The following is a 21,050-nucleotide window of genomic DNA, read 5'->3' on the forward strand; positions in this document are numbered from 1 at the left end:
ATGACGTCTTCGAAGCGAGACCGCGCCGAGGCCCTGCCCCGGCACCTGCAGGAGGCACTGCGCCGGCGACTGGCCGGACGCGCCGGCGGGGCAGCGGGCAGCGCCGCGGCGCCGGGCATCCCGCGCGCCGACCGGACCCGGCCCGTGCCGCCGTCCTTCGCCCAGCAGCGGCTGTGGTTCCTGGACCGGCTGCGGCCCGGCGACGCGCGCTACAACAGCGCGGTCGCCCTGCGGATGAGCGGTCCGCTGGACCGCGAGGCGCTCGCCCGGGCACTGGCCGCCGTGGTGGAACGCCACGAGGCGCTGCGGACCACCTTCGACGAGGTGGACGGCCGCCCCGTGCAGACCGTGCACCCGGCCGGCCCGGTACCGCTGCCCCTCCGCGACATCGGCACACCACCACCCGGTCCGGAACAGGGCGGGACGGGATCCGGGACCGACGGGAGTGGGACGGGATCCGGGACCGACGGGAGTGCGACGGGATCCGGGCCCGGCACGGGTGGGACGGGATCCGGTCCGGCAGCGGTCACGGGGCAACCCGGTCAGGACGCGGGCATGCCCGAAATCGTCGGGGACCCTGGCACAAATCCGGCCGCACAGGCGTCTGTTCGGGCCGTGACCTCCGCGTCCGGGCCCGTGCCCGCGGACAGGAACCTGGAGGCGGCGCTGCTGGAGGAGTACTCCCGGCCCTTCGACCTGCAGGCGGGCCCCCTGCTCAGGGCCCTGCTGCTGCGCGAGTCGGCCACCGCGCACGTCCTGCTGCTGACCGCCCATCACATCGTGACCGACGGCTGGTCGATGGGCCTGGTGCTGGACGAACTCTGCGCCCTCTACGAGGCGTTGACCCGCGGGGACGCCCCAGACCTGGGCCCGGTGGCGACCCAGTACCCGGACTTCGCGGTGTGGCAGCGCGAGCGGCTCTGCGGTCCACGGCTGGAGCGGCAACTCGCCCGCTGGAAGGAGAAGCTGTCCGGTGCGGTTGCACCGGAACTGCCGCTGGACCGCCCGCGTCGCGGCGAGGAGTCCGGAGCGGGCGCGGTCCATTCCTTCCACGTCCCCGCGGACGTCACGGCCAGGCTGCGCCGGCTCGCGGCCGGGCAGCACACCACGCTCTTCACCTGCCTCGTAGCAGCCTGCCAGGCGCTGCTGGCCCGATGGTCCGGCCAGGGCGACATCACGGTCGGATCCCTGACGCCCGGACGCTCCCGCACCGACCTGGAGCGGGCCGTCGGCTTCTTCGTCAACACGATCGTGCTGCGCACCGTCGTGGAGCCCTCCGGATCCTTCCGGCAGCTGCTGACGGCCGCGGCCGACACGGTCAACGACGCCTTCGCCGACGGCGATACGCCGTTCGAGCGACTGGTGGAGGTGGTCGGCGCGCCCCGCGAGGCGGGCCGCAACCCCCTGTTCGACGTGATGGTCCTGCTGCATCCGGACCCGCCCACCAGCCCCGCCCTGCACCGGCTGACCACCTCCCCGGTCGCCGTGCCCCGGCAGGCGGCCACCTTCGACCTCAGCGTGGAGTTCGTGCCGGACGGCGAAGGGCTGACCGGCTTGCTGGAGTACCGCACCGACCTGTTCGACGAGGCCACCGCGCGGCGGATGACGGAGCAACTGCTGCGCCTGCTGGCGGGCGCGGCCGCCGAACCGGACCAGCCGCTGTGCACGCTGTCCCTGCTGTCGCCGCGGGAGGCCCGGCAGGTGACAAGGGACTGGAACGACACCGCCCGCCCGTTTCCCGGCGCCACCTGCCCGGAGACCTTCGAGGCGCGGGCGGCCCGCACCCCGCACGGCATCGCCCTCGTCGCCGGGGACGAGGATCTGGACTACGCGGCGCTCAACGCCCGCGCCAACCGGCTGGCCCACCACCTCATCTCCCTCGGCGCGGGCCCCGAACGCCTGGTCGCGCTGCGGCTGCCGCGTACCGCCGACATGATCGTGGCGATCCTCGCCGTCTGGAAGTCCGGCGCCGGCTACCTGCCCCTCGACCCCGCCCTGCCCGAGGAGCGCGTCCGGTTCCTGCTGGCGGACGCCCGTCCGGCCCTGGTACTGGACGAGGCCGCCCTGCGAGCGGTGCCCGAAACCACCTCCGACACCGACCCCCGCGATGCCGACCGCATTGCCCCGCTCCACCCGCTGAACACCGCGTACGTCATCTACACCTCCGGCTCCACCGGCCGTCCCAAGGGCGTCGCCGTGCCGCACCGCTCGCTGGCGAACCTGCTGGCCGCCCACCGCGGGGGTTTCGTCGCCGACGCGGGCGCAGACCCGTTGCGGGTGGCGCTGACCGCGTCCTTCTCCTTCGACACGTCCCTGGAAGGGGTGCTGCTGATGGCCGACGGCCACCGGCTGCACCTGGTCGACGAGACGACCCGCACGGACGCGTCCGCCCTGGTCGAGTACGTCGTCGCGCACCGTATCGACTTCCTCGACCTGACCCCCTCCTACCTGCGCCAGTTGCTGCCCGCCGGACTGCTCACCGACCCCCGCCACCACCCCCGGGTGCTGATGCTCGGCGGCGAGGCGGTCGGGCCCGCCCTGTGGCGGGAGCTGGCCGAGCAGCAGGACGTGGCCGCGTACAACTTCTACGGCCCCACGGAGTGCACCGTCGACGCCCTGGTCTGCCGCATCCGGGGCGACGGCCGCCCGCTGGTGGGCCGGCCGCTGCCCAACGTACGTGCCTATGTCCTCGACGACCGGCTGCGGCCGGTGCCGCCCGGTGTGGGCGGTGAGCTGTACCTCGCGGGCGAGCAGGTGGCGCGCGGCTACGCCGGCCGCCCGGGCCTGACCGCCGCCCGGTTCGTCGCGGACCCGTTCGGGCCGGCCGGCACCCGCATGTACCGCACGGGCGACCTGGCCCGCTGGACCGCCGACGGGCGGCTGGACTACCTGGGCCGCGCCGACGACCAGGTCAAGGTGCGCGGCCACCGCATCGAGCCGGGCGAGGTCGAGGCCGCCCTGCTGGACCTGGCGGACGTCGGCGCGGCCGCGGTGGTCGCGGTCACCGACGCCCACGGTCACACCCGGCTGGCCGCCTACGTCGTCCCCGCCGCCGGGGCGCCCCGGCCCGCGCCCCCGGAACTGCGGGCAGCCCTGCGGCACGTACTGCCCGACCACATGGTGCCGACCTCCTTCACCGTGCTCGACGCCCTGCCGCTGACCACCAGCGGCAAGCTGGACCGGCGGGCCCTGCCCGCTCCAGATCTCGAAGGGGCCCGACACGAGCGGGAGATCGTCGCCCCGCGGACGACTCAGGAGGAGGCGCTCGCCGGTATCTGGGCCGACGTGCTCGGCCTGGCCCGGGTGGGCGTCACGGACAACTTCTTCGAGCTGGGCGGCGACTCGATCCTCAGCATCCAGGCCGTCTCCCGTGCCCGCGCCGCAGGGCTGCGGCTGACTTCGGGCGACGTCTTCCGCCACCAGACCGTGTCCGCCCTGGCCGCGGCCGCCACACAACGCACCGCCGCCCTGCCCACGCCCCGGGGACCGCGCGAGGACGGCCCCGGCCCGCTGACGCCGGTGCAGGAGTGGTTCTTCGCCACGCACGGCCCACTGCGGCACTTCAGCATGTCGATGTTGCTCGACCTGCCGCGGGACCTCGACGAGCGGGCCCTTCAGCGGGCGCTGGAGGCGGTGGTGGCCCACCATCCCGCACTGCGTACCCGGTTCACCCGCGGGCGGGCCACGACGGACGCCGGTACCGCCGCCGTCCCCGTCGCCGTGCCGGACCCGGGCAGCGGCACCCCGCCGTACACCGGGACGGGCATCACCTCGGACACCGGGACGGGCAAGCCGCCGGACCCCGGGACGGGCATCACTTCGGACACCGGGACGGGCACCCCGCCGGACCCCGGGACGGGCATCACTTCGGACACCGGGACGGGCAAGCCGCCGGACCCCGGGACGGGCATCACTTCGGACACCGGGACGGGCACCCCGCCGTACACCGGGACGGGCATCACTTCGGACACCGGGACGGGCAAGCCGCCGGACCCCGGGACGGGCATCACTTCGGACACCGGGACGGGCACCCCGCCGGACCCCGGGACGGGCATCACCTCGGGCACCACGACGAGCGTCACGTCGCACACGGTCCCGGACACGGCGACGGACGCCGGGTCCGGCGCCTGGAAGCAGGTTCCCGGCGTGGGCCCCGGCACCGGCCTGATGTCCCGTCACGACCTGTCCGCGGCCGGTGCGGACCTCGCGACCGCCCGCGCCGAGGCCGCGGGCGCCGCCCGCGCGGCCCTGGACCCGGCCACCGGCGCCCTGCTGCGCGCGGCCCTGCTGCTGCCCCCGGACGGCGAGCGGCCCCAGCTGTTCCTGACCGCCCATCACCTGGCCGTGGACGGAGTCTCCTGGCGCATCCTCCTCGCCGACCTGGAGCGGGCCTACCGGCAGGCCGCCGCCGGCGGGACCGTCCTGCTGCAGCCCGAGCACACCCCGCTCGCGGACTGGGCCGCGCATCTGTCGGAGCGCGTGCGGGCCGGCGACCTGGACGACGACCTGCCGTACTGGACGGCCGAGACCGCCGCACCGCGCACCCCGCTGCCGGTGGACCGCCCGGGCATGCCCCTGGCCGGAACCGTGCGCACGGTCCGCGGCGCGCTGGACCGGGCCACCACCGGCGCCCTGCTGCGGCGGGTGCCCGGCGTCTACCGCACCCAGGTCAACGACGTGCTGCTCAGCGCGCTCGGCCGGGTGCTGTCCGACTGGACGGGCGGCGAGCGGGTCACGGTCGCCCTGGAGGGCCACGGCCGGGAGGACCTCGGCGGGCCGGCGCCCGACGAGGTCGACGTCTCCCGGACGGTGGGCTGGTTCACCAGTCAGTACCCGGTCACGCTCGCCCCCGTCGGCGCGCCCGGCGCTCCCGACTGGGGTGGCACGCTCAAGGCGGTGAAGGAACGGCTGCGGGCGGTGCCCCGGCGGGGCCTGAGCTACGAGGCCCTGGCCCGCCTGGGCTCACCCGACCCGGCGGCCCGGGCCCTGCGTGATCTGCCGCTGCCCCAGGTGTGCTTCACCTACCACGGGCAGTGGGAGGCGTCCGGGAACCGGGACTTCGTGCCGTCCGCGGAGGTACCGGGGCGGGACATGGCGCCCGGCGAGCCGCTGGACCACCTGCTGGACGTCTCGGCCGTGGTGGCCGACGGCCGGCTGGAGATCACCTGGCACTACAGCGACCAGGTGCACGAGGAGGACACCGTCCGCGGCCTGGCGGACGGCATGCTCGGGGCACTGGCCGCGATCGCCGGGCACTGCGCCCGACCGGACGCCGGCGGCCGCACCCCTTCGGACTTCCCCCTGGCCCGGCTGGACCAGGCCGGCGTGGACCGGTTGGCCGGCGACGGCCGGGACGTGGAGGACCTGCTGCCCCTCACCCCGCTGCAGGAGGGCATGCTCTTCCACCGCCTGGTCGGCGGGCCGGACGACGTGTACGTCGACCAGGCGGGACTGCTGCTGGAGGGCATCGCGGACCCGCACGCCTTCGCCCTGGCCTGGCAGCGGGTCGCCGACCGCACCCCCGCGCTGCGCACCTCGGTCGTCTGGGAGGACGTCCCCCTGCCCCTTCAGGTCGTGCACCGGGACGTCCGCGTCCCCGTGACGCATCTGGACTGGCGTGCCCTGGACCCCCGGGAGCGGGCCGACCGGCTGGCCGCCCTGCGGGCCGAGGACCTGGCGCGCGGCCTGGACCTCGGCACGGCGCCCCTGATGCGGCTCACCATGGTCCGGCTGCCCGAGGCCCGGCTCCACCTGCTGTGGACCTCCCACCACCTGATCCTGGACGGCTGGAGTCTGGCCCAGGTCCTCACCGAGGTGTTCGAGGAGTACGCCGCGCTCACCGCGGGAGCCGAGACCCGGCCGCCGGTGCGCCGCCCCTTCGGCGACTACGTGCGGTGGCTCGCCGACCAGGACGCCGACGCCGCGCGCATCCATTGGCGAGGCGTTCTCACCGGGTACGCCACGCCCACCCCGCTGCCCGTCGACCGCCCCCTGCGCGAGGCGCACCGGGCCCGCTCCGCCGGGGTGCACACCGCCGGGCTGTCCGACGAGACGTCCGAGCGGCTCGCGCGCACCGCCAGGGAAGCGGGCGTCACCCTCGGCACCGTGGTGCAGGGCGCCTGGGCGCTGCTGCTGTCCCGCTACAGCGGCGAGCAGGACGTCGTCTTCGGCACCACCGTCTCCGGACGTCCCGACGACCTGCCCGGCGTCGAGGACATGGTGGGCATGTTCATCAACACCCTGCCCACCCTGGTGCGCGTCGACGGACATCGGACGGCCACCGAGTGGCTGCGGGACCTTCAGACGGCCCAGGCGGAGTCGCGCCGCTTCTCCGCGGTGTCGCTGGCCGAACTCACCGGCATGAGCGACGTCCCCTCCGGCAGTGCCCTGTTCCACAGCATGGTCGCCTTCGAGAACTACCCCTTCGACGCGGCCCGTTCGGCCGGCTCCGGGATACGCCTGGTGGAAGTCACCTCCCGAGACGCCACCAACTACCCGCTGGTGCTGCGCGCCTACCGCGGCGAGCGCCTCGGCCTCGACCTCGCCTACGACCCGCGGCTGTTCGACGCCGCCACCGTGCGGACCCTCGCCGACCGGTTGTGCCTGCTGCTCGCGGAGATAGCCGCGGACCCCGGACGGCCGCTGCGCTCGCTCGCCTGGACCACCGCCGAGGAACGGCGGCGGGTCGTAGTGGACTGGAACGGCACCGCGCAGGGCCGGCCGGGCGACACCCTGGTGGACCTCTTCGAGGCCCAGGCCGCACGCACCCCCGGCGCCCTCGCCGTCACCTGCGGCGACGACCGCCTCGACTACGCCACGCTCGACGCGCGGGCCGGCCGGCTCGCTCACCTGCTGGCCGAACACGGCGCCGGGCCCGAGCGGTTCGTGGCCCTCGCCCTGCCCCGGTCCACCGACCTCGTGGTCGCGGTGCTGGCCGTCCTCAAGACGGGCGCGGCCTACCTGCCCGTCGACCCGGCACTGCCCGCCGAACGTCTCGTCCAGCTCCTGCGGGACGCCGCACCGGTGGTCCTGGTGACCACCGCGGGCGCCGCCGGGCGGGCGGAGGGCGCCGGCGTGCCCGTCCTGCCGCTCGACGACACGGCGGTGCGGGCCGGTCTCGAACGGCGTCCGGCCACCGGCCCGGAAGCGGCCCGCCGCCCGCTGCCCGACAGCCCTGCCTACGCCATCCACACCTCGGGCTCCACCGGCCGCCCCAAGGGTGTCGTGGTACCGCACGCCAACGTGGTGCGGCTGTTCACCCGCACCCGCCCGTGGTTCGGCTTCGACGAGCACGACGTGTGGACGCTGTTCCACTCCTGCGCCTTCGACTTCTCGGTGTGGGAGCTCTGGGGTCCGCTGCTGCACGGCGGCCGTCTCGTCGTCGTACCCGACGACACCGCGCGCTCCCCGGAGGACTTCCTGCGGCTGCTCGCCGACGAACAGGTCACGGTCCTCAACCAGACCCCGTCCGCCTTCTACCCGCTGGCCCGCGCGGACGCCGAACACCCCGAGCTGAGCGCACGGCTGGCACTGCGCACCGTGATCCTCGGCGGGGAGGCCCTGGACGTCGACCGGCTGGCCGGCTGGTACGCCCGCCACCCGGACACGGCCCCCCGCCTGGTGAACATGTACGGCATCACCGAGACCACCGTCCACGTCACCTACGCGCCCCTGGACCGCTCCACGGCCGGCGCCGGCACCGCCGGCCCCATCGGCACGGGCATCCCCGATCTGCGGGTGTACGTGCTGGACACCGCCCTGGCCCCCGTACCGCCCGGTGCCGTGGGCGAGATGTACGTGGCGGGGGAGGGCCTGGCCCGCGGCTACCTGAACCGGCCCGGCCTCACCGCGACCCGCTTCGTGGCCGACCCGTTCGGACGCCCCGGCAGCCGTATGTACCGCACCGGCGACCGGGCCCGGTGGCGGGCCGACGGCACGCTGGAGTACCTCGGACGCGCCGACCAGCAGGTGAAGATCCGCGGCTACCGCATCGAACCGGGCGAGATCGAGGCCGCTCTGCACACCCATCCGGGCGTGGCCGCCGCCGCGGTGGGCGTGTACGAGGACGCCTCCGGCACCCGGCGGCTGGTCGCCCACGTCGTCGGCGCGCGCTGCGCGGAGGCGACGGCAGCCCCACCGTCCGCCGCCGAACTGCGCGCCCACCTCGAACGGCTGCTGCCCGCCCACATGGTGCCGGCCGCCTATGTGCCGATGACGGCACTGCCGCTGACCGCCAACGGCAAGCTCGACCGGCGTTCGCTGCCCGCGCCCGGCCCGGACGGCTTCGCCACCGGCACGGACCGGACCGCGCCCCGCAGCCGCGCCGAACACCTCGTCGCCGCGGCCTGGGCCGATGTGCTGGACACCGATGTCGTCGGCGCCGACGACGACTTCTTCGCCCTCGGCGGTGACTCCATCCTCGCGGTACGCGTCACCTCCCGGTTGCGCACCGCCTTCGGCACCGACGTCTCCCCGCGGCTGCTGTTCACCCACCCCACGGTGTCGGCGCTCGCCGCAGCCCTGGGCGATCCGCCCGCGGGGGAGAGCACCGCCGCCGGCCTGATCCCGGCCGCCCCCGAGGACACCCCGCCGCCCCTGTCGTACGCCCAGCAACGGCTGTGGTTCCTCGACCGCTTCGAGCCGGGCAGCACCGAGTACACGACACTGTCCGTCCTGCGGATGCGCGGCCCGCTCGACGAGGCCGCCCTGCGCACCGCGCTGGACGGCCTCGTCGCACGGCACGAGGCACTGCGGACCACGTTCGCCGAGGACGACGGCGCCGCCCGGCAGGTGGTCCACCCGCCCTGCCCCGTGCACGTGCCGCTCGACGACCTCACCGGCGCCGGCGACCCGACGGCGGCGCTGGACGCGCTGCTGCAGCGCGAGGCCGCCACACCGTTCGACCTGTCGGCGGGACCGCTGCTGCGTGCGCGCCTGGCGCGTCCGGCGCCCGGCGAACACGTGCTGGTACTGGCCGTCCACCACATCGTCACCGACGGCTGGTCCGTGGCCGTCCTCGGCCACGACCTCGGCGAACTGTACGCGGCGGCCCTCGAGAACCGCCCACCGGAACTGCCCGGACTGCCCGTGCGGTACATCGACTACGCCGCCTGGCAGCGCAGCCGCACGGACCGGGCCGAGTCCGACCTCGGCCACTGGCGCCGGGTGCTCGACGGCCTGACTCCGCTGGAACTGCCCACCGACCGGCCGCGGCCGGCCGTGCGCGGCCGCGAGGGAGCGCTGGTGACGTTCACCCTGCCCGCGGCACTGACCGAACGGCTGCGCGAGATGGGCCACGAGACCGACGCCACCCTCTACATGACGCTGCTGACGGCCTGTCAAGTGCTGCTCGCCCGCTGGGCCGGCCAGGAGGACATCGCCGTCGGCACGGTGACCGCGGGCCGCGAGCGGCCCGAACTGCACGACGTGGTCGGCATGTTCGTCAACACGCTGGTGCTGCGCAGCCGGGTGCGGGCCACGATGCCGTTCCGCCGGCTGCTGGCGCAGGTGCGCACCACCGTCCTGGAGGCGCTCGGCCACCAGGAGGTGCCCTTCGAGCGGCTGGTGGACGCCCTCCAGCCGGAGCGGGACACCAGCCGGACGCCGCTGTTCCAGGTCATGGTCGCCCTGCACAACCTCGGTGCGCGGGTCCCGCGGCTGCCCGGCCTGGACGTCGAACCGGTCACCCCGCCGGTGCGCAACGCCGGCTTCGACCTCGCCTTCGACTTCGTGGAGCGCGACGGTGGCCTGACCGGCTACCTGGAGTACGACACCGGCCTGTTCGACCCGGACACGGCCCAGCGGCTCGCCACGCGGCTGCGCCTGCTGCTGGAGGCAGCCGTCACCGACCCGGACACGGCCGTCGGAGCCCTGCCCCTGCTGACCGCCGGCGAACGGCACCAGGTGCTCCGGCAAGGGCAGGGCATCCGCCTGCCCGCGGCGGACACCACCCTCACCGCCCTGTTCGAGACACAGGCCGCCCGCTCCCCGCACGCCACCGCACTGGTGGCCCGCGACACCACCTCGGACTTCGCCACGCTCAACGAGCGGGCCAACCGCCTCGCGCACCACCTGATCGCGCTCGGCGCCGGCCCGGAGCGCGTGGTGGCCGTACGGCTGCCGCGCACCTCCGAACTGCTCGTGGCGCTGTTCGCCGTGCTCAAGTCGGGCTCCGCCCTCCTCTGCCTCGACCCGGACCTGCCGGAGGAGCGCGCCGCCCTCCTCCTCGCCGACGCCGCCGCGCACACCGTCCTCACGGCCGACACGCTGCGCGAGGTGCCGTTCGGCCGGCTTCCCGCCCACGACCCCACCGACGCCGACCGGCTGCGGCCGCTGCATCCGCAGAACACCGCGTACGTCGTCTACACGTCCGGTTCCACCGGCCGGCCCAAGGGTGTCGCGGTGGAGCACCGCCACCTGGCCAACCTCTGCCACGACCACCGGGAGGCCCTCGTCGCCCCGCACACCGCGGACGGGCGAAGGCTGCGCGCCGCGCTGAGCGCCTCGTTCTCCTTCGACACCTCCTGGGAGGGACCGCTGTTGCTCGCCCTCGGCCAGGAGGTTCACCTGGTGGACGAGGACGTACGGCTGGACCCGGAGGCGTTCTGCGCCCAGGTCGCCGAGCGCCGCCTCGACCTGGTGAACGTCACCCCGTCCTTCCTGCGCGAGCTGACCGCCGCCGGACTGCTCGCCCCCGGCCGCCACCACCCGCGGCTGCTGCTGGTGGGCGGCGAGCCCGTCGGCACGACCGCCTGGCGGGAGCTGTGCCGGGCGAAGGACGACCTCGGGGTGAGCGCGTACAACATGTACGGGCCCACCGAGTGCACCGTCGACGCCGTCTACGGCCGTTGCGCCGACCACCCCGACCGGCCGGTCATCGGACGCCCGGGCGGCAACCTGCGGGCCCACGTGCTCGACGGCGCACTGCAACCGGTGCCGCCCGGGGTGCCCGGCGAGCTGTACCTCGCCGGGGCGCAGGTGGCCCGCGGCTACCTGAACCGGCCCGGCCCGACCGCCGCACGCTTCCTGGCCGACCCCTTCGGGGCGCCGGGAGAGCGGATGTACCGCACCGGTGACCGCGCCCGCTGGGACACGCACGGGCAGCTGGAGTTCCTCGGCCGGGTCGACGAACAGGTCAAGATCCGGGGGTTCCGCATCGAACCGGGCGAGGTGGAGGCCGCCCTGCTCGACCACCCGGACGTCGCCGACGCCGTCGTCACCGCCCGCGAGCACGCCGGCCGCGTCATGCTCGTCGGCTACCTGGTGCCCGCCGGGGACCGGATCCCGCCGGGCGACGAACTCCGGGTCCGGCTGCGGCGGACGCTGCCCGGCCACATGGTGCCCGCGGCGTTCGTGCCGCTGGACCGCATCCCCCGCACCACCAGCGGCAAGACCGACCGGCGGGCGCTGCCCGCCCCGCCCGCACAGCCCGACGGCACCACCGCCCACGTGGCTCCCCGGCCCGGCACCGAGGCGCGCCTGGCCGCCATCTGGGCCGAGGTGCTGGGCGTCCCGCGCGTGGGCGCGCACGACAACTTCTTCACGCTCGGCGGGGACTCCATCCTCAGCATCCAGATCGTCTCCCGCGCCCGTCAGGGCGGGCTGGCCCTCACCACCAAGGACGTCTTCCGCCACCAGACCGTCGCCGAACTCGCCCGGTGCGCCGGCGAGACGGCCGGGCCGGCCGACGGCGCGCAGGCCCCGCCCGGCGAGGCGCCGCTGACGCCGATCCAGCACTGGTACCTGGACGGCCGCCGACCCGGTGACGCCCTGCGCTTCACCATGACCCAGCGCCTCGAACTGGCCCCGGGCACCACCCCGTCGGCCCTGTCCTCGGCGGCCGGCGCGCTGGTGCGCCACCACGCGGCCCTGCGCACCCGGTATCGCGCCGCCACCGGCCAGTGGCGCCAGGAAGTGCTGCCCGAGGCACCGGACGGCGTCTTCACCCGCCACGACGTGGCGGGCCTGGACCCCGAGGCGCTGGAGCGGGAGGTGCAGCGCGCCACGGACACGGCACAGGCGCTGCTCGACCCCACAGAGGGCCGGGTCGCCCGCTTCCTCTTCTTCGACGGCGGCCCCGGCCGCCCGCCGCAGCTCGTCGTCACCGTCCACCACCTGGCCGTGGACGGAGTGTCCTGGCGCATCCTGCTGGACGACCTCGAGGCCGCCCACCGCGCGGCCGCCGCAGGCCGGCCCGTCGAACTGCCCCCGGCGGGAACGCCCTACGGCCAGTGGGCCATCCGCCTGGAACGCCACACCCGTTCCGGCGCCCTGGACGCCGACGCCGACCACTGGAGGCGTACCTGCGCGGCTCCGGCGGCGCTGCCGGCCGGACGGCCCGGACCCAACACCCACGCCACCGCCGCCACCGTCACCGTCGTGCTGGATTCCGAGGTGACCGGCGCCCTGCTCCGCCAGGTCCCCGACGTGTACCGCACCCAGGTCAACGACGTCCTCCTCAGCGCCCTGGGCCGCACCCTGGCCCGCTGGTGCGGACGCGACACCGTCCTGGTCGGCGTGGAAGGGCACGGCCGTGAGGACCTCTTCGACGACGTGGACCTGTCGCGCACCGTGGGCTGGTTCACCGCGGAGTTCCCGCTCGCGCTGAGCGTCGCCCCCGACGCCGGCTGGCACGACACCCTCCGGTCGGTCAAGGAGCAGCTGCGCGCGGTGCCGCTGCACGGCCTCGGCCACGGGGCCCTGCGTCACCTGCTGCCCCGGGGCCCCCTCGCGAAGGCACCGACGCCACGGATCGGGTTCAACTACCACGGCCAGTGGGACGCGGGAGCCGCGTCCGGCCCGCAGCAGCCCGGCCTCTACCGCGCGGCCCTGCCCCCGGCCGGCCGCGACACCGATCCGGACGAGGACCGTCCCTATCTGCTGGACGTCACGGGCGTGGTCCAGCGGGGACGGCTCGAACTCGGCTGGACCTACCCCACGGCCGTCTACGACGAGGCGACCGTGCGCAGCCTGGCCGACGGCATGTGCGCGGCCCTGCGCGAGATCGTCGCGCACTGCGCCCGTCCCGGCACGGGTGGCCGCACCCCGTCCGACTTCCCGCTGGCCCGCCTCACCCAGGACCAGCTGGACCGGCTGGTCGGCGACGGACGGCAGGTCGCCGACGTGCTCCCGCTGACCCCGCTGCAGTCCGGCATGCTCTTCCACGGGCTGGTCGACACGGAGGGCGCCTACTTCGACCGCACAGCCGTACGGCTGTCCGGGGTCGCCGACCCGAGGGCGTTCGCCGCGGCCTGGCAACAGGTCGCCGACCGCACCCCCGCGCTGCGCACCAGCGTGCACTGGCGGGGCCTGCCGTACCCGGTGCAGCTCGTCCACCACCGTGCCGAGCTTCCCCTCACCCACCTGGACTGGCGCCACCTGGCGCCGGAGCGCCGGGCCGAGCAGACCGAACGGCTGCTGGCCGCGGACCGCGCGAGCGGCATGGATCTGACCACCGCGCCACTGACCCGCCTCACCCTGGCCGCCCTGCCCGGCGACGAGGTGCTGCTGCTGTGGTCCACCCACCACCTCGCCCTGGACGGCTGGAGCACCGGCCAGTTGCTCACCGAGGTGTGCGAGCGCTACGCGGCCCTGACCGGCGGGCAGGACGCCGCCGCGCCCGTCCGGCGGCCCTTCGCCGACTTCCTGCGGTGGCTGGACGCACAGGACCAGGACGCCGCCGAGCGGCACTGGGCCGGCGTCCTGTCCGGTTTCACCGCGCGCACCCCGCTGCCGTACGACCGCACGCCCGCCGAGGCCCACCGCGCCCGCGCCGCCGCGGCCGTCCACCACGAGCTCGACGAACAGGTGTCGCAGCGGCTGCGGGAGACGGCCGCGCGCGCCGGACTGACCGTCAACACCGTGGTGCAGGGCGCCTGGGCCCTGCTGCTGGCCCGCTGCAGCGGCCGCCGGGACGTGGTGTTCGGCACCACCGTCTCCGGCCGTCCGGCCGAACTGCCCGGTGTCGACTCCATGATCGGCATGTTCATCAACACCGTGCCGACCCGGGTCCGCGTCCCCGGCGGTGGCGTGCGTGCCTGGCTGCGCGACCTTCAGGAGCAGCAGAGCGAGGCCCGGCGCTTCGACTTCCTCGCGCTGCCCCGTATCCAGGCCCACAGCGACGTCCCGGCGGGCGAGCCGCTGTTCGACAGCATGGTGGTGTTCGAGAACTACCCCGTCGACGAGTCGGCGACGGCCCGGACCGGCGTGCGGGTCGAGGAGGTGCGCGCCGACGACGCCGCCACGTTCCCGTGGTGCCTGCGCGCCCACCTGGCCGACCGGCTCGGATTCGACCTGGCCTACGACGACGCCCTGTTCGACCCGGCCACGGTGGAGCGTGCCGCGGCCCGCCTGGCCGCGCTGCTCACCGCCCTCGCCGACGGCATCGAGGGGGATGTGGACGACCTCGACCTGCTCACCACGGCCGACCGGGAGCTGCTCCGGGCGTGGAACGCCACTGCCCGGGAGGCGGTGCCGCGCAGCCCGGTGGACCTGTTCGCCGAGCAGGCCGCCCGCACGCCGGACGCGGCCGCGCTGCGCGACGGGGACCGCGTACTCACATACCGTCAGCTGGCCCGATGGGCGCACCGCCTTGCCGCCCGGCTGCTGGCGGGCGGACTGGCGCCGGAGGACCGGGTGGCGCTGCCGATGGAACGCTCCGCCGAACTCGTCGTAGCGCAGCTGGCGGTCCTCGAGGCGGGCGGCGCCTACGTGCCCGTCGACACCCGGGCCCCCGGGGAGCGGAGCCGGACCCTGCTCGCCCGGGCCGGCGTCACGGTCACTCTCACGGCCGGCGAGGTCGCCCGCGCCCGTCCCGCGGCGGGGGAGGAGGCCATGGCGCGAGGGATCGCCGAGCTGGCGGTCACCGCCGCCGTGGACGGACCGGCCGCACCCGGCGCCGGGGCGGGACCGATCGGGGGGAACGCCGCGACGTCGGCGGTCGGTGGGGCCGAGGACGGTGTGGCCGCGGCCCACGCCGGGCGGAACCGGACAGCCGGGGGCGTGGCCGCCTCGGGCCCCGCAGGTGGACCGGAGGTGTCCGCGCGTGCCTCACGGCCGCGGGGCCTGCCGGCCGTCGACCCCGACCGGCTCGCCTACGTGATGTTCACCTCCGGATCCACGGGACAGCCCAAGGCGGTGGCGGTCCGGCACCGCGACGTCGCCGCGCTGGCCACCGACAGCCGTTTCGCGGACGGCGTGTGCGCACGTGTGCTGATGCACTCGCCGGTGGCGTTCGACGCCGCCACGTTCGAGGTCTGGGCGCCGCTGCTCAACGGCGGTTGCGTGATCGTCGCCCCCGGGCAGACGGTGGACGCCGGCCTGTTGCGCCGGCTCGGGGGCGGGGACGGCCCGACCGCGCTGTGGCTGACGGCCGGCCTGTTCCGGCTGCTGGCCCAGGACGCGCCGGACTGCTTCGCGGGCCTGCGGCAGGTGTGGACCGGCGGTGACGTCGTCCCGGCCGCCGCCGTGCGCCGGGTCCTGGCCGCCTGCCCCGGGCTCACCGTGGTGGACGGCTACGGACCGACCGAGACCACCACCTTCGCCACCTCCTGCCCGCTGAGCGACGCTTCGGCGGTGCCCGGCACCGTTCCCGTCGGCCACCCCCTGGACGACATGCGGGTCCACGTCCTCGACGGCCGGTTGAGGCCCGTCCCGCCCGGCTGGGCGGGCGAGCTGTACGTGGCCGGGGAAGGCGTCGCACGCGGATACCTGGGCGCCCCCGGTGAAACCGCGGCCCGGTTCCTGGCAGATCCCCTCGGCCGGCCCGGCGCCCGGATGTACCGCACCGGCGACCTGGCCCGGCGCCGCCCGGACGGCACCGTCGAGTTCCTGGGCCGCGCGGACGACCAGGTGAAGATCCGCGGCTTCCGGGTCGAGCCGGGAGAGGTGGAGGCCGCCCTGGCCGCCCACCCCGGCGTCGCGGACGTGGCGGTGGCGGCCCGTGAGGACCGGCCCGGCGCGCGCAGGCTGGTCGCCTACGTGGTCGGCCCGGCCGGGGACGACGCCGAGGAGCTGCGGGCGTTCGCACGGCGCACACTGCCCGACCACCTCGTCCCGTCGGCGTTCGTCGCACTGGCCGCTCTCCCCCTCAGCGGCAACGGCAAGGTCGACCGGGCGGCGCTTCCTGCGCCGCAGACGGCCGCCGTCTTGGAGCGCGGCCCGCGGGCCGAGCCCCGCACCGAGGCCGAGCACCGCGCCGTCGAGGTCTTCGCCGAGGTGCTGGGCGCCGAACGGCCCGGCGTGCAGGACGACTTCTTCCAGCTGGGCGGCGACTCCATCCTCAGCATCCGTCTCGCCTCCCGCCTGGCCGAGGCGTTCGGCGCCGAGCTCACACCGCGCGCGGTGTTCACCCACCCCACCCCGGCGGCGCTCGCCCGGCTGCTGACCGGCCGGCGCGCCGAAGTGACCGGCCTGCCCGCCATCGTCCCCGTCCCCCGTGACGGGACCGTGCCGATGTCGTTCGCCCAGCAACGCCTGTGGTTCCTCGAGGAGTTCGCGCCGGGCGGCACCGAGTACGTGACCGCGCTCGCCCTGCGCCTGTGTGGCGCGCTCGACAGCCGCGCCCTCACCGCGGCGCTGCGGGCTCTCGTGGCACGGCACGAATCGCTGCGCACCACCTTCGACTCCGTGGACGGCCGCGGCGTGCAGATCGTGCATCCGCCCCAGGACGTTCCCGTGCCGCTGCACGACCTTGCGGACCTGCCGGAGGAGGAGCGCGCCGCCCGGCTGCGGCGGCTGCTGACAAAGGAGCGCACACGCCCGTTCGACCTGCGTGAAGGCCCCCTGTTCCGGGCCGGTCTGGTCCGGCTGGCGGGCGACGACCACGTGCTGGCCCTCACCCTGCACCACATCGTCACGGACGGCTGGTCGACGTCCGTACTCACCGGCGACCTGGCCCACCTCTACCGCACCGAACTGGGCACCACCACCGAGCAGTTGTCCCCTCTTCCCATCCAGTACGCGGACTACGCGCACTGGCAGCGCACCGCGGGCGCCGCGGCCGGGGACGCACAACTCGCCTACTGGAAGGAGCGCCTGGCCGGCACAGAGGCGCTCGACCTGCCCACCGACCGCCCCCGTCCACCGGTGCGCACCAGCAACGGCGCGACGGCCCGTCTCGTCCTGCCGCCGCGGACGGCCGGCCGGCTGCGCGAGGTCGGCCGCAGCCGCGGAACCACGCTGTTCACCACGCTCGTCGCCGCCGCCCAGACGTTCCTGGCGCGGCTGTCCGGGGGGCAGGACATCGCCGTCGGCACGGTCACGTCCGGCCGCGACCGGGCCGAGACACAGAACCTGGTCGGCTTCTTCGTCAACACGCTGGTGCTGCGCTCACGGGTCGAGGCGCAACAGCCCTTCACCGCATTCCTCTCCGAGGTGCGCCGGACGGTCCTGGACGCCTTCGCCCACCAGGACGTGCCCTTCGAGCGCGTGGTGGACGAGGTGCAGCCGGTGCGCGACACCAGCCGCACCCCCCTCTTCCAGGTCATGGTCGTCCTGCAGAACACGCCGGCCGCCGACCTCGACCTGCCGGGCCTGGACGTCACCGACGTCGAACCCGAACTGGAGCGGTCGGCGTTCGACCTCACCCTGGAGTTCGCCGAGACGGACTCCGGCGCCCTGCACGGCCTGATCACCTACAGCAGCGACCTGTTCGACACCGTCACCGCCGAGCGGATGGCGAGCCGGCTGGCCACCCTGCTGACCGCCGTCGCTGACCACCCCGACCGCGCCCTGGGCGCCCTGCCACTCGCCTCGGACGAGGAGCTGGAGCCGTTGCTGGAGCAGGGGCGCGGTACCTTCCCACCGGTGCCGGCCGCGACACTGGCGGAGCTGTTCGAGCGGCGGGCGGCCCGCACTCCCGACGCGGTGGCGCTGGCCGGGGGCACCCGCGAGCTGACGTACGCCGAGGTGGACCGGGCGGCCAACCGGCTGGCCCACCGGCTCATCCGCCGTGGCGTGGGCCCGGAGCGCGTGGTGGCTCTGGCACTGCCACGCGCCGCGGAGACGGTGGTCGCACAGCTCGCCGTCAGCAAGGCCGGCGGGGCCTTCCTGCCGGTCGACCCGCAGTACGCCCCGCAACGGCGAGACTTCATGGTCCGCGACGCGGACGCCCGGCTGGTGCTGGACGAGGCCACTCAGGTGTGGGCCGCCGACGGACCGGAGACCGCCCCCACCGACGCGGACCGCAACGCCCCGCTCGAGCCGGACCATCCCGCCTACGTCATCTACACCTCCGGATCCACCGGCACACCCAAGGGCGTGGTGGTGACCCACCGGGGCCTGGCCGACTTCGCCGCTGCCGCCGCCGAGCGCTACGCCGCCGGCCCCGGCGACCGGGTGCTCCAGTTCGCCTCACCCAGCTTCGACGCCTCCGTACTGGAACTGTGCCTGTCCCTGCTCAGTGGCGCGACGCTGGTTGCGGGCGAGGAGGGACCGCTGGTCGGTGAGCGGCTGGCGGAGGTGCTCGCCGACCGCCGCATCAGCCACACGCTGATCCCCCCGGCCGCCCTGGCCACCGTGCCGCCCGAGGCGGCCGACGCCCTGCCCGGCCTGCGCACCCTGATCGTCGGCGCCGAGGCGTGCCCGGCCGACCTGGTCGAGCGGTGGGCCCCCGGCCGCCGCATGATCAACTCGTACGGGCCGACCGAGGCGACCGTGGTCGCCACCTGGACGGGCCCGCTGGCACCCGGGGCGGGCGCACCGCCGATCGGCGTCCCTTCCGGCACCACCCGCGTCCACGTCCTCGACGCCGCACTGCGCCCGGTTCCGCCCGGAGTCACCGGCGAGCTGTACGTGGCGGGCCCCGGCCTCGCCCGCGGCTACCTCAACCGCCCCGGGCTGACCGCCGCACGGTTCGTCGCCGACCCCTTCGGGGCACCCGGGGAGCGGATGTACCGCACCGGCGACCTGGCGCGCTGGGACGCCGACGGCCAACTGCGGTTCGCCGGACGTGCCGACGACCAGATCAAGCTGCGCGGCTTCCGCATCGAGCCGGGCGAGATCGAGAGCGCACTGCGCCGCAGCCCCCTGGTGCGCGACGCCGCCGTCCTGGTACGGACCGACGGCACCCACGACGGGCCGCCGTCCGGCCCCGGGCGGCTCGTCGCCTATGTCGTCCTCGCCGGCGGAGCCCTTGAGACGGACGCCGGCCAGGTTCCCGTGGCGGAACTGCGCGAGCACCTGTCCGGTGTGCTGCCGCCGCACATGGTTCCTTCGGTGTTCGTGCCGATGGACCGGCTGCCGCTCACCCCGAGCGGCAAGACGGACCGGCGTGCGCTGCCCGCCCCCGCCCCCGTGCGCACGGCCACCGGGCCGCGCACCGCGCCGCGCACCGGGACCGAACGCCGTATCGCCCGGATCTGGGCCGACGTCCTGGGTGTGGCGGAGGTCGGCGCGGACGACAACTTCTTCCACCTCGGCGGCGACTCCATCCTGAGCATGCAGGTCGTCTCCCGGCTGCGGCGGGACGGCCTGCACCTGGTCACCCGCGACCTGTTCACCCACCAGACCGTGGCCGAACTGGCCACCGTCGTCCACGCCGCCCCGGACCGCCCGGGCGACGGCCCGGTGACGGGCGAGGTCCCGCTCACCCCGATCCAGGAGTGGTTCCTGTCCACCCCGCGGGCCAGCCACCGCCACTTCAACCAGTCCGCACTGCTGGAACTGGACGGCCCACCGGATCCCGAGGCCCTGCACACCGCGCTGCACGCCCTGCTGGAGCACCACGACGCCCTGCGCATGCGCTTCACCCTCGACGCCGGCGGCTGGCACCAGATCAACCCGCCGCCGGCCGCGGCCGAGGGCATCCTCGCCCGGTACGACCTCACCGGACTGCCGCCGGAGGAAGCCGGCACGGCCATGGAGAAGGCCGCCGGCGACCTGCACACCGGATTCGACCTCGCCCGCGGCCCGCTGCTGCGAGCGGCCCTGTTCACCGGTGACCCGGACCGCCCGGTCTTCCTGCTGCTGGTCGCGCACCACCTGGTTGTCGACGCGGTCTCCTGGCGGATCCTTCGCGACGACCTCGAGGCCGCCTACCGGCAGGCCGTCCAAGGGGAACCGGTCACGCTGGGGGAGCGCGGCACCTCCTACCGGGACTGGGCCCGGGGACTGGCCGGGCACGTCGCCGACGGCGGCCTGGACCACGAACTGCCTTACTGGGAGGCGGCCGTGACCGCCGAACCGATCCCGGCCGACGGCGCACCGCAACCGGAGTTCCGGCAAACCGCCGCGCACACCGTGGAGTTGGACGAGGAGGACACCGCGGCCCTGCTGCGCGCCGCACCGGCGGCCTACCGCACCCGCGTCAACGACGTCCTGCTGGCCGCGCTCGCCCTGGCGCTCGCCCGCTGGACCGGCCACGACCGGGTCCGCCTCGATCTCGAGGGACACGGCCGCGAGGACCTGCTCGACGGGGCGGACCTCTCCCGTACGGTCGGCTGGTTCACCACCGTCCACCCCGTCGCCCTGCGGGTCCCCGATCCCGGCGACCTCGGTGCCGGCCGCGACTGGCGGTCGCTGGTGAAGTCGGTCCGCCGCCAACTGCGCGCGGTTCCCGGCAACGGGCTCGGCTTCGGCGCACTGCGCACCTACGGCCCGCCCGAGGTACGCAAGCGCCTCGGTACGGCCGCGCACGGGCAGGTGGTGTTCAACTACCTCGGCCAGTGGGACGCGCGGCCGGCGACCGCCGAGGGCGGCCTGATCCGGGCCGAACACGGATCGTTCGGTCAGGACCACGACCCGCGAGACGGCGGGTCCCACCCCGTCGAGGTGGTGGGCGCGGCGCAGAACGGCCGCCTCGCCTTCACCTGGCACCACCGCACCGGCCTCCACGACACGGCGACGATACGCCGAGTCGCGGAGGAGTTCGCCCAGGCGCTGCGCCACATCGCGCGGCACGCCAGGGGAGACCGGTGACGGCGGGCCCCGGCCGCCCGGCGCCGGAACGTCTCCACCCCGGCCGGGGCCGTCCCGCGTCCCGGGCCCCGCCCGCGGTGACGCGGAGAACCCCGTTGCCCGACGGCGCCGGCCGACACCGGCCGGGAACCGTC

1 protein-coding gene is annotated in these 21,050 nt (G+C 75.4%); it reads left to right on the forward strand.

The genetic code is table 11. The features are described 5' to 3' along the window. Positions 1-20,916, forward strand: coding sequence for a non-ribosomal peptide synthase/polyketide synthase (locus tag ACH4UM_RS25915; protein WP_398183810.1), 20,916 nt, complete (start codon positions 1-3; stop codon positions 20,914-20,916). Positions 20,917-21,050: the final 134 nt, after the last annotated feature.

Source organism: Streptomyces sp. NPDC020801 (assembly GCF_044334385.1).
In the GTDB taxonomy this organism is placed as follows: Bacteria; Actinomycetota; Actinomycetes; order Streptomycetales; family Streptomycetaceae; genus Streptomyces.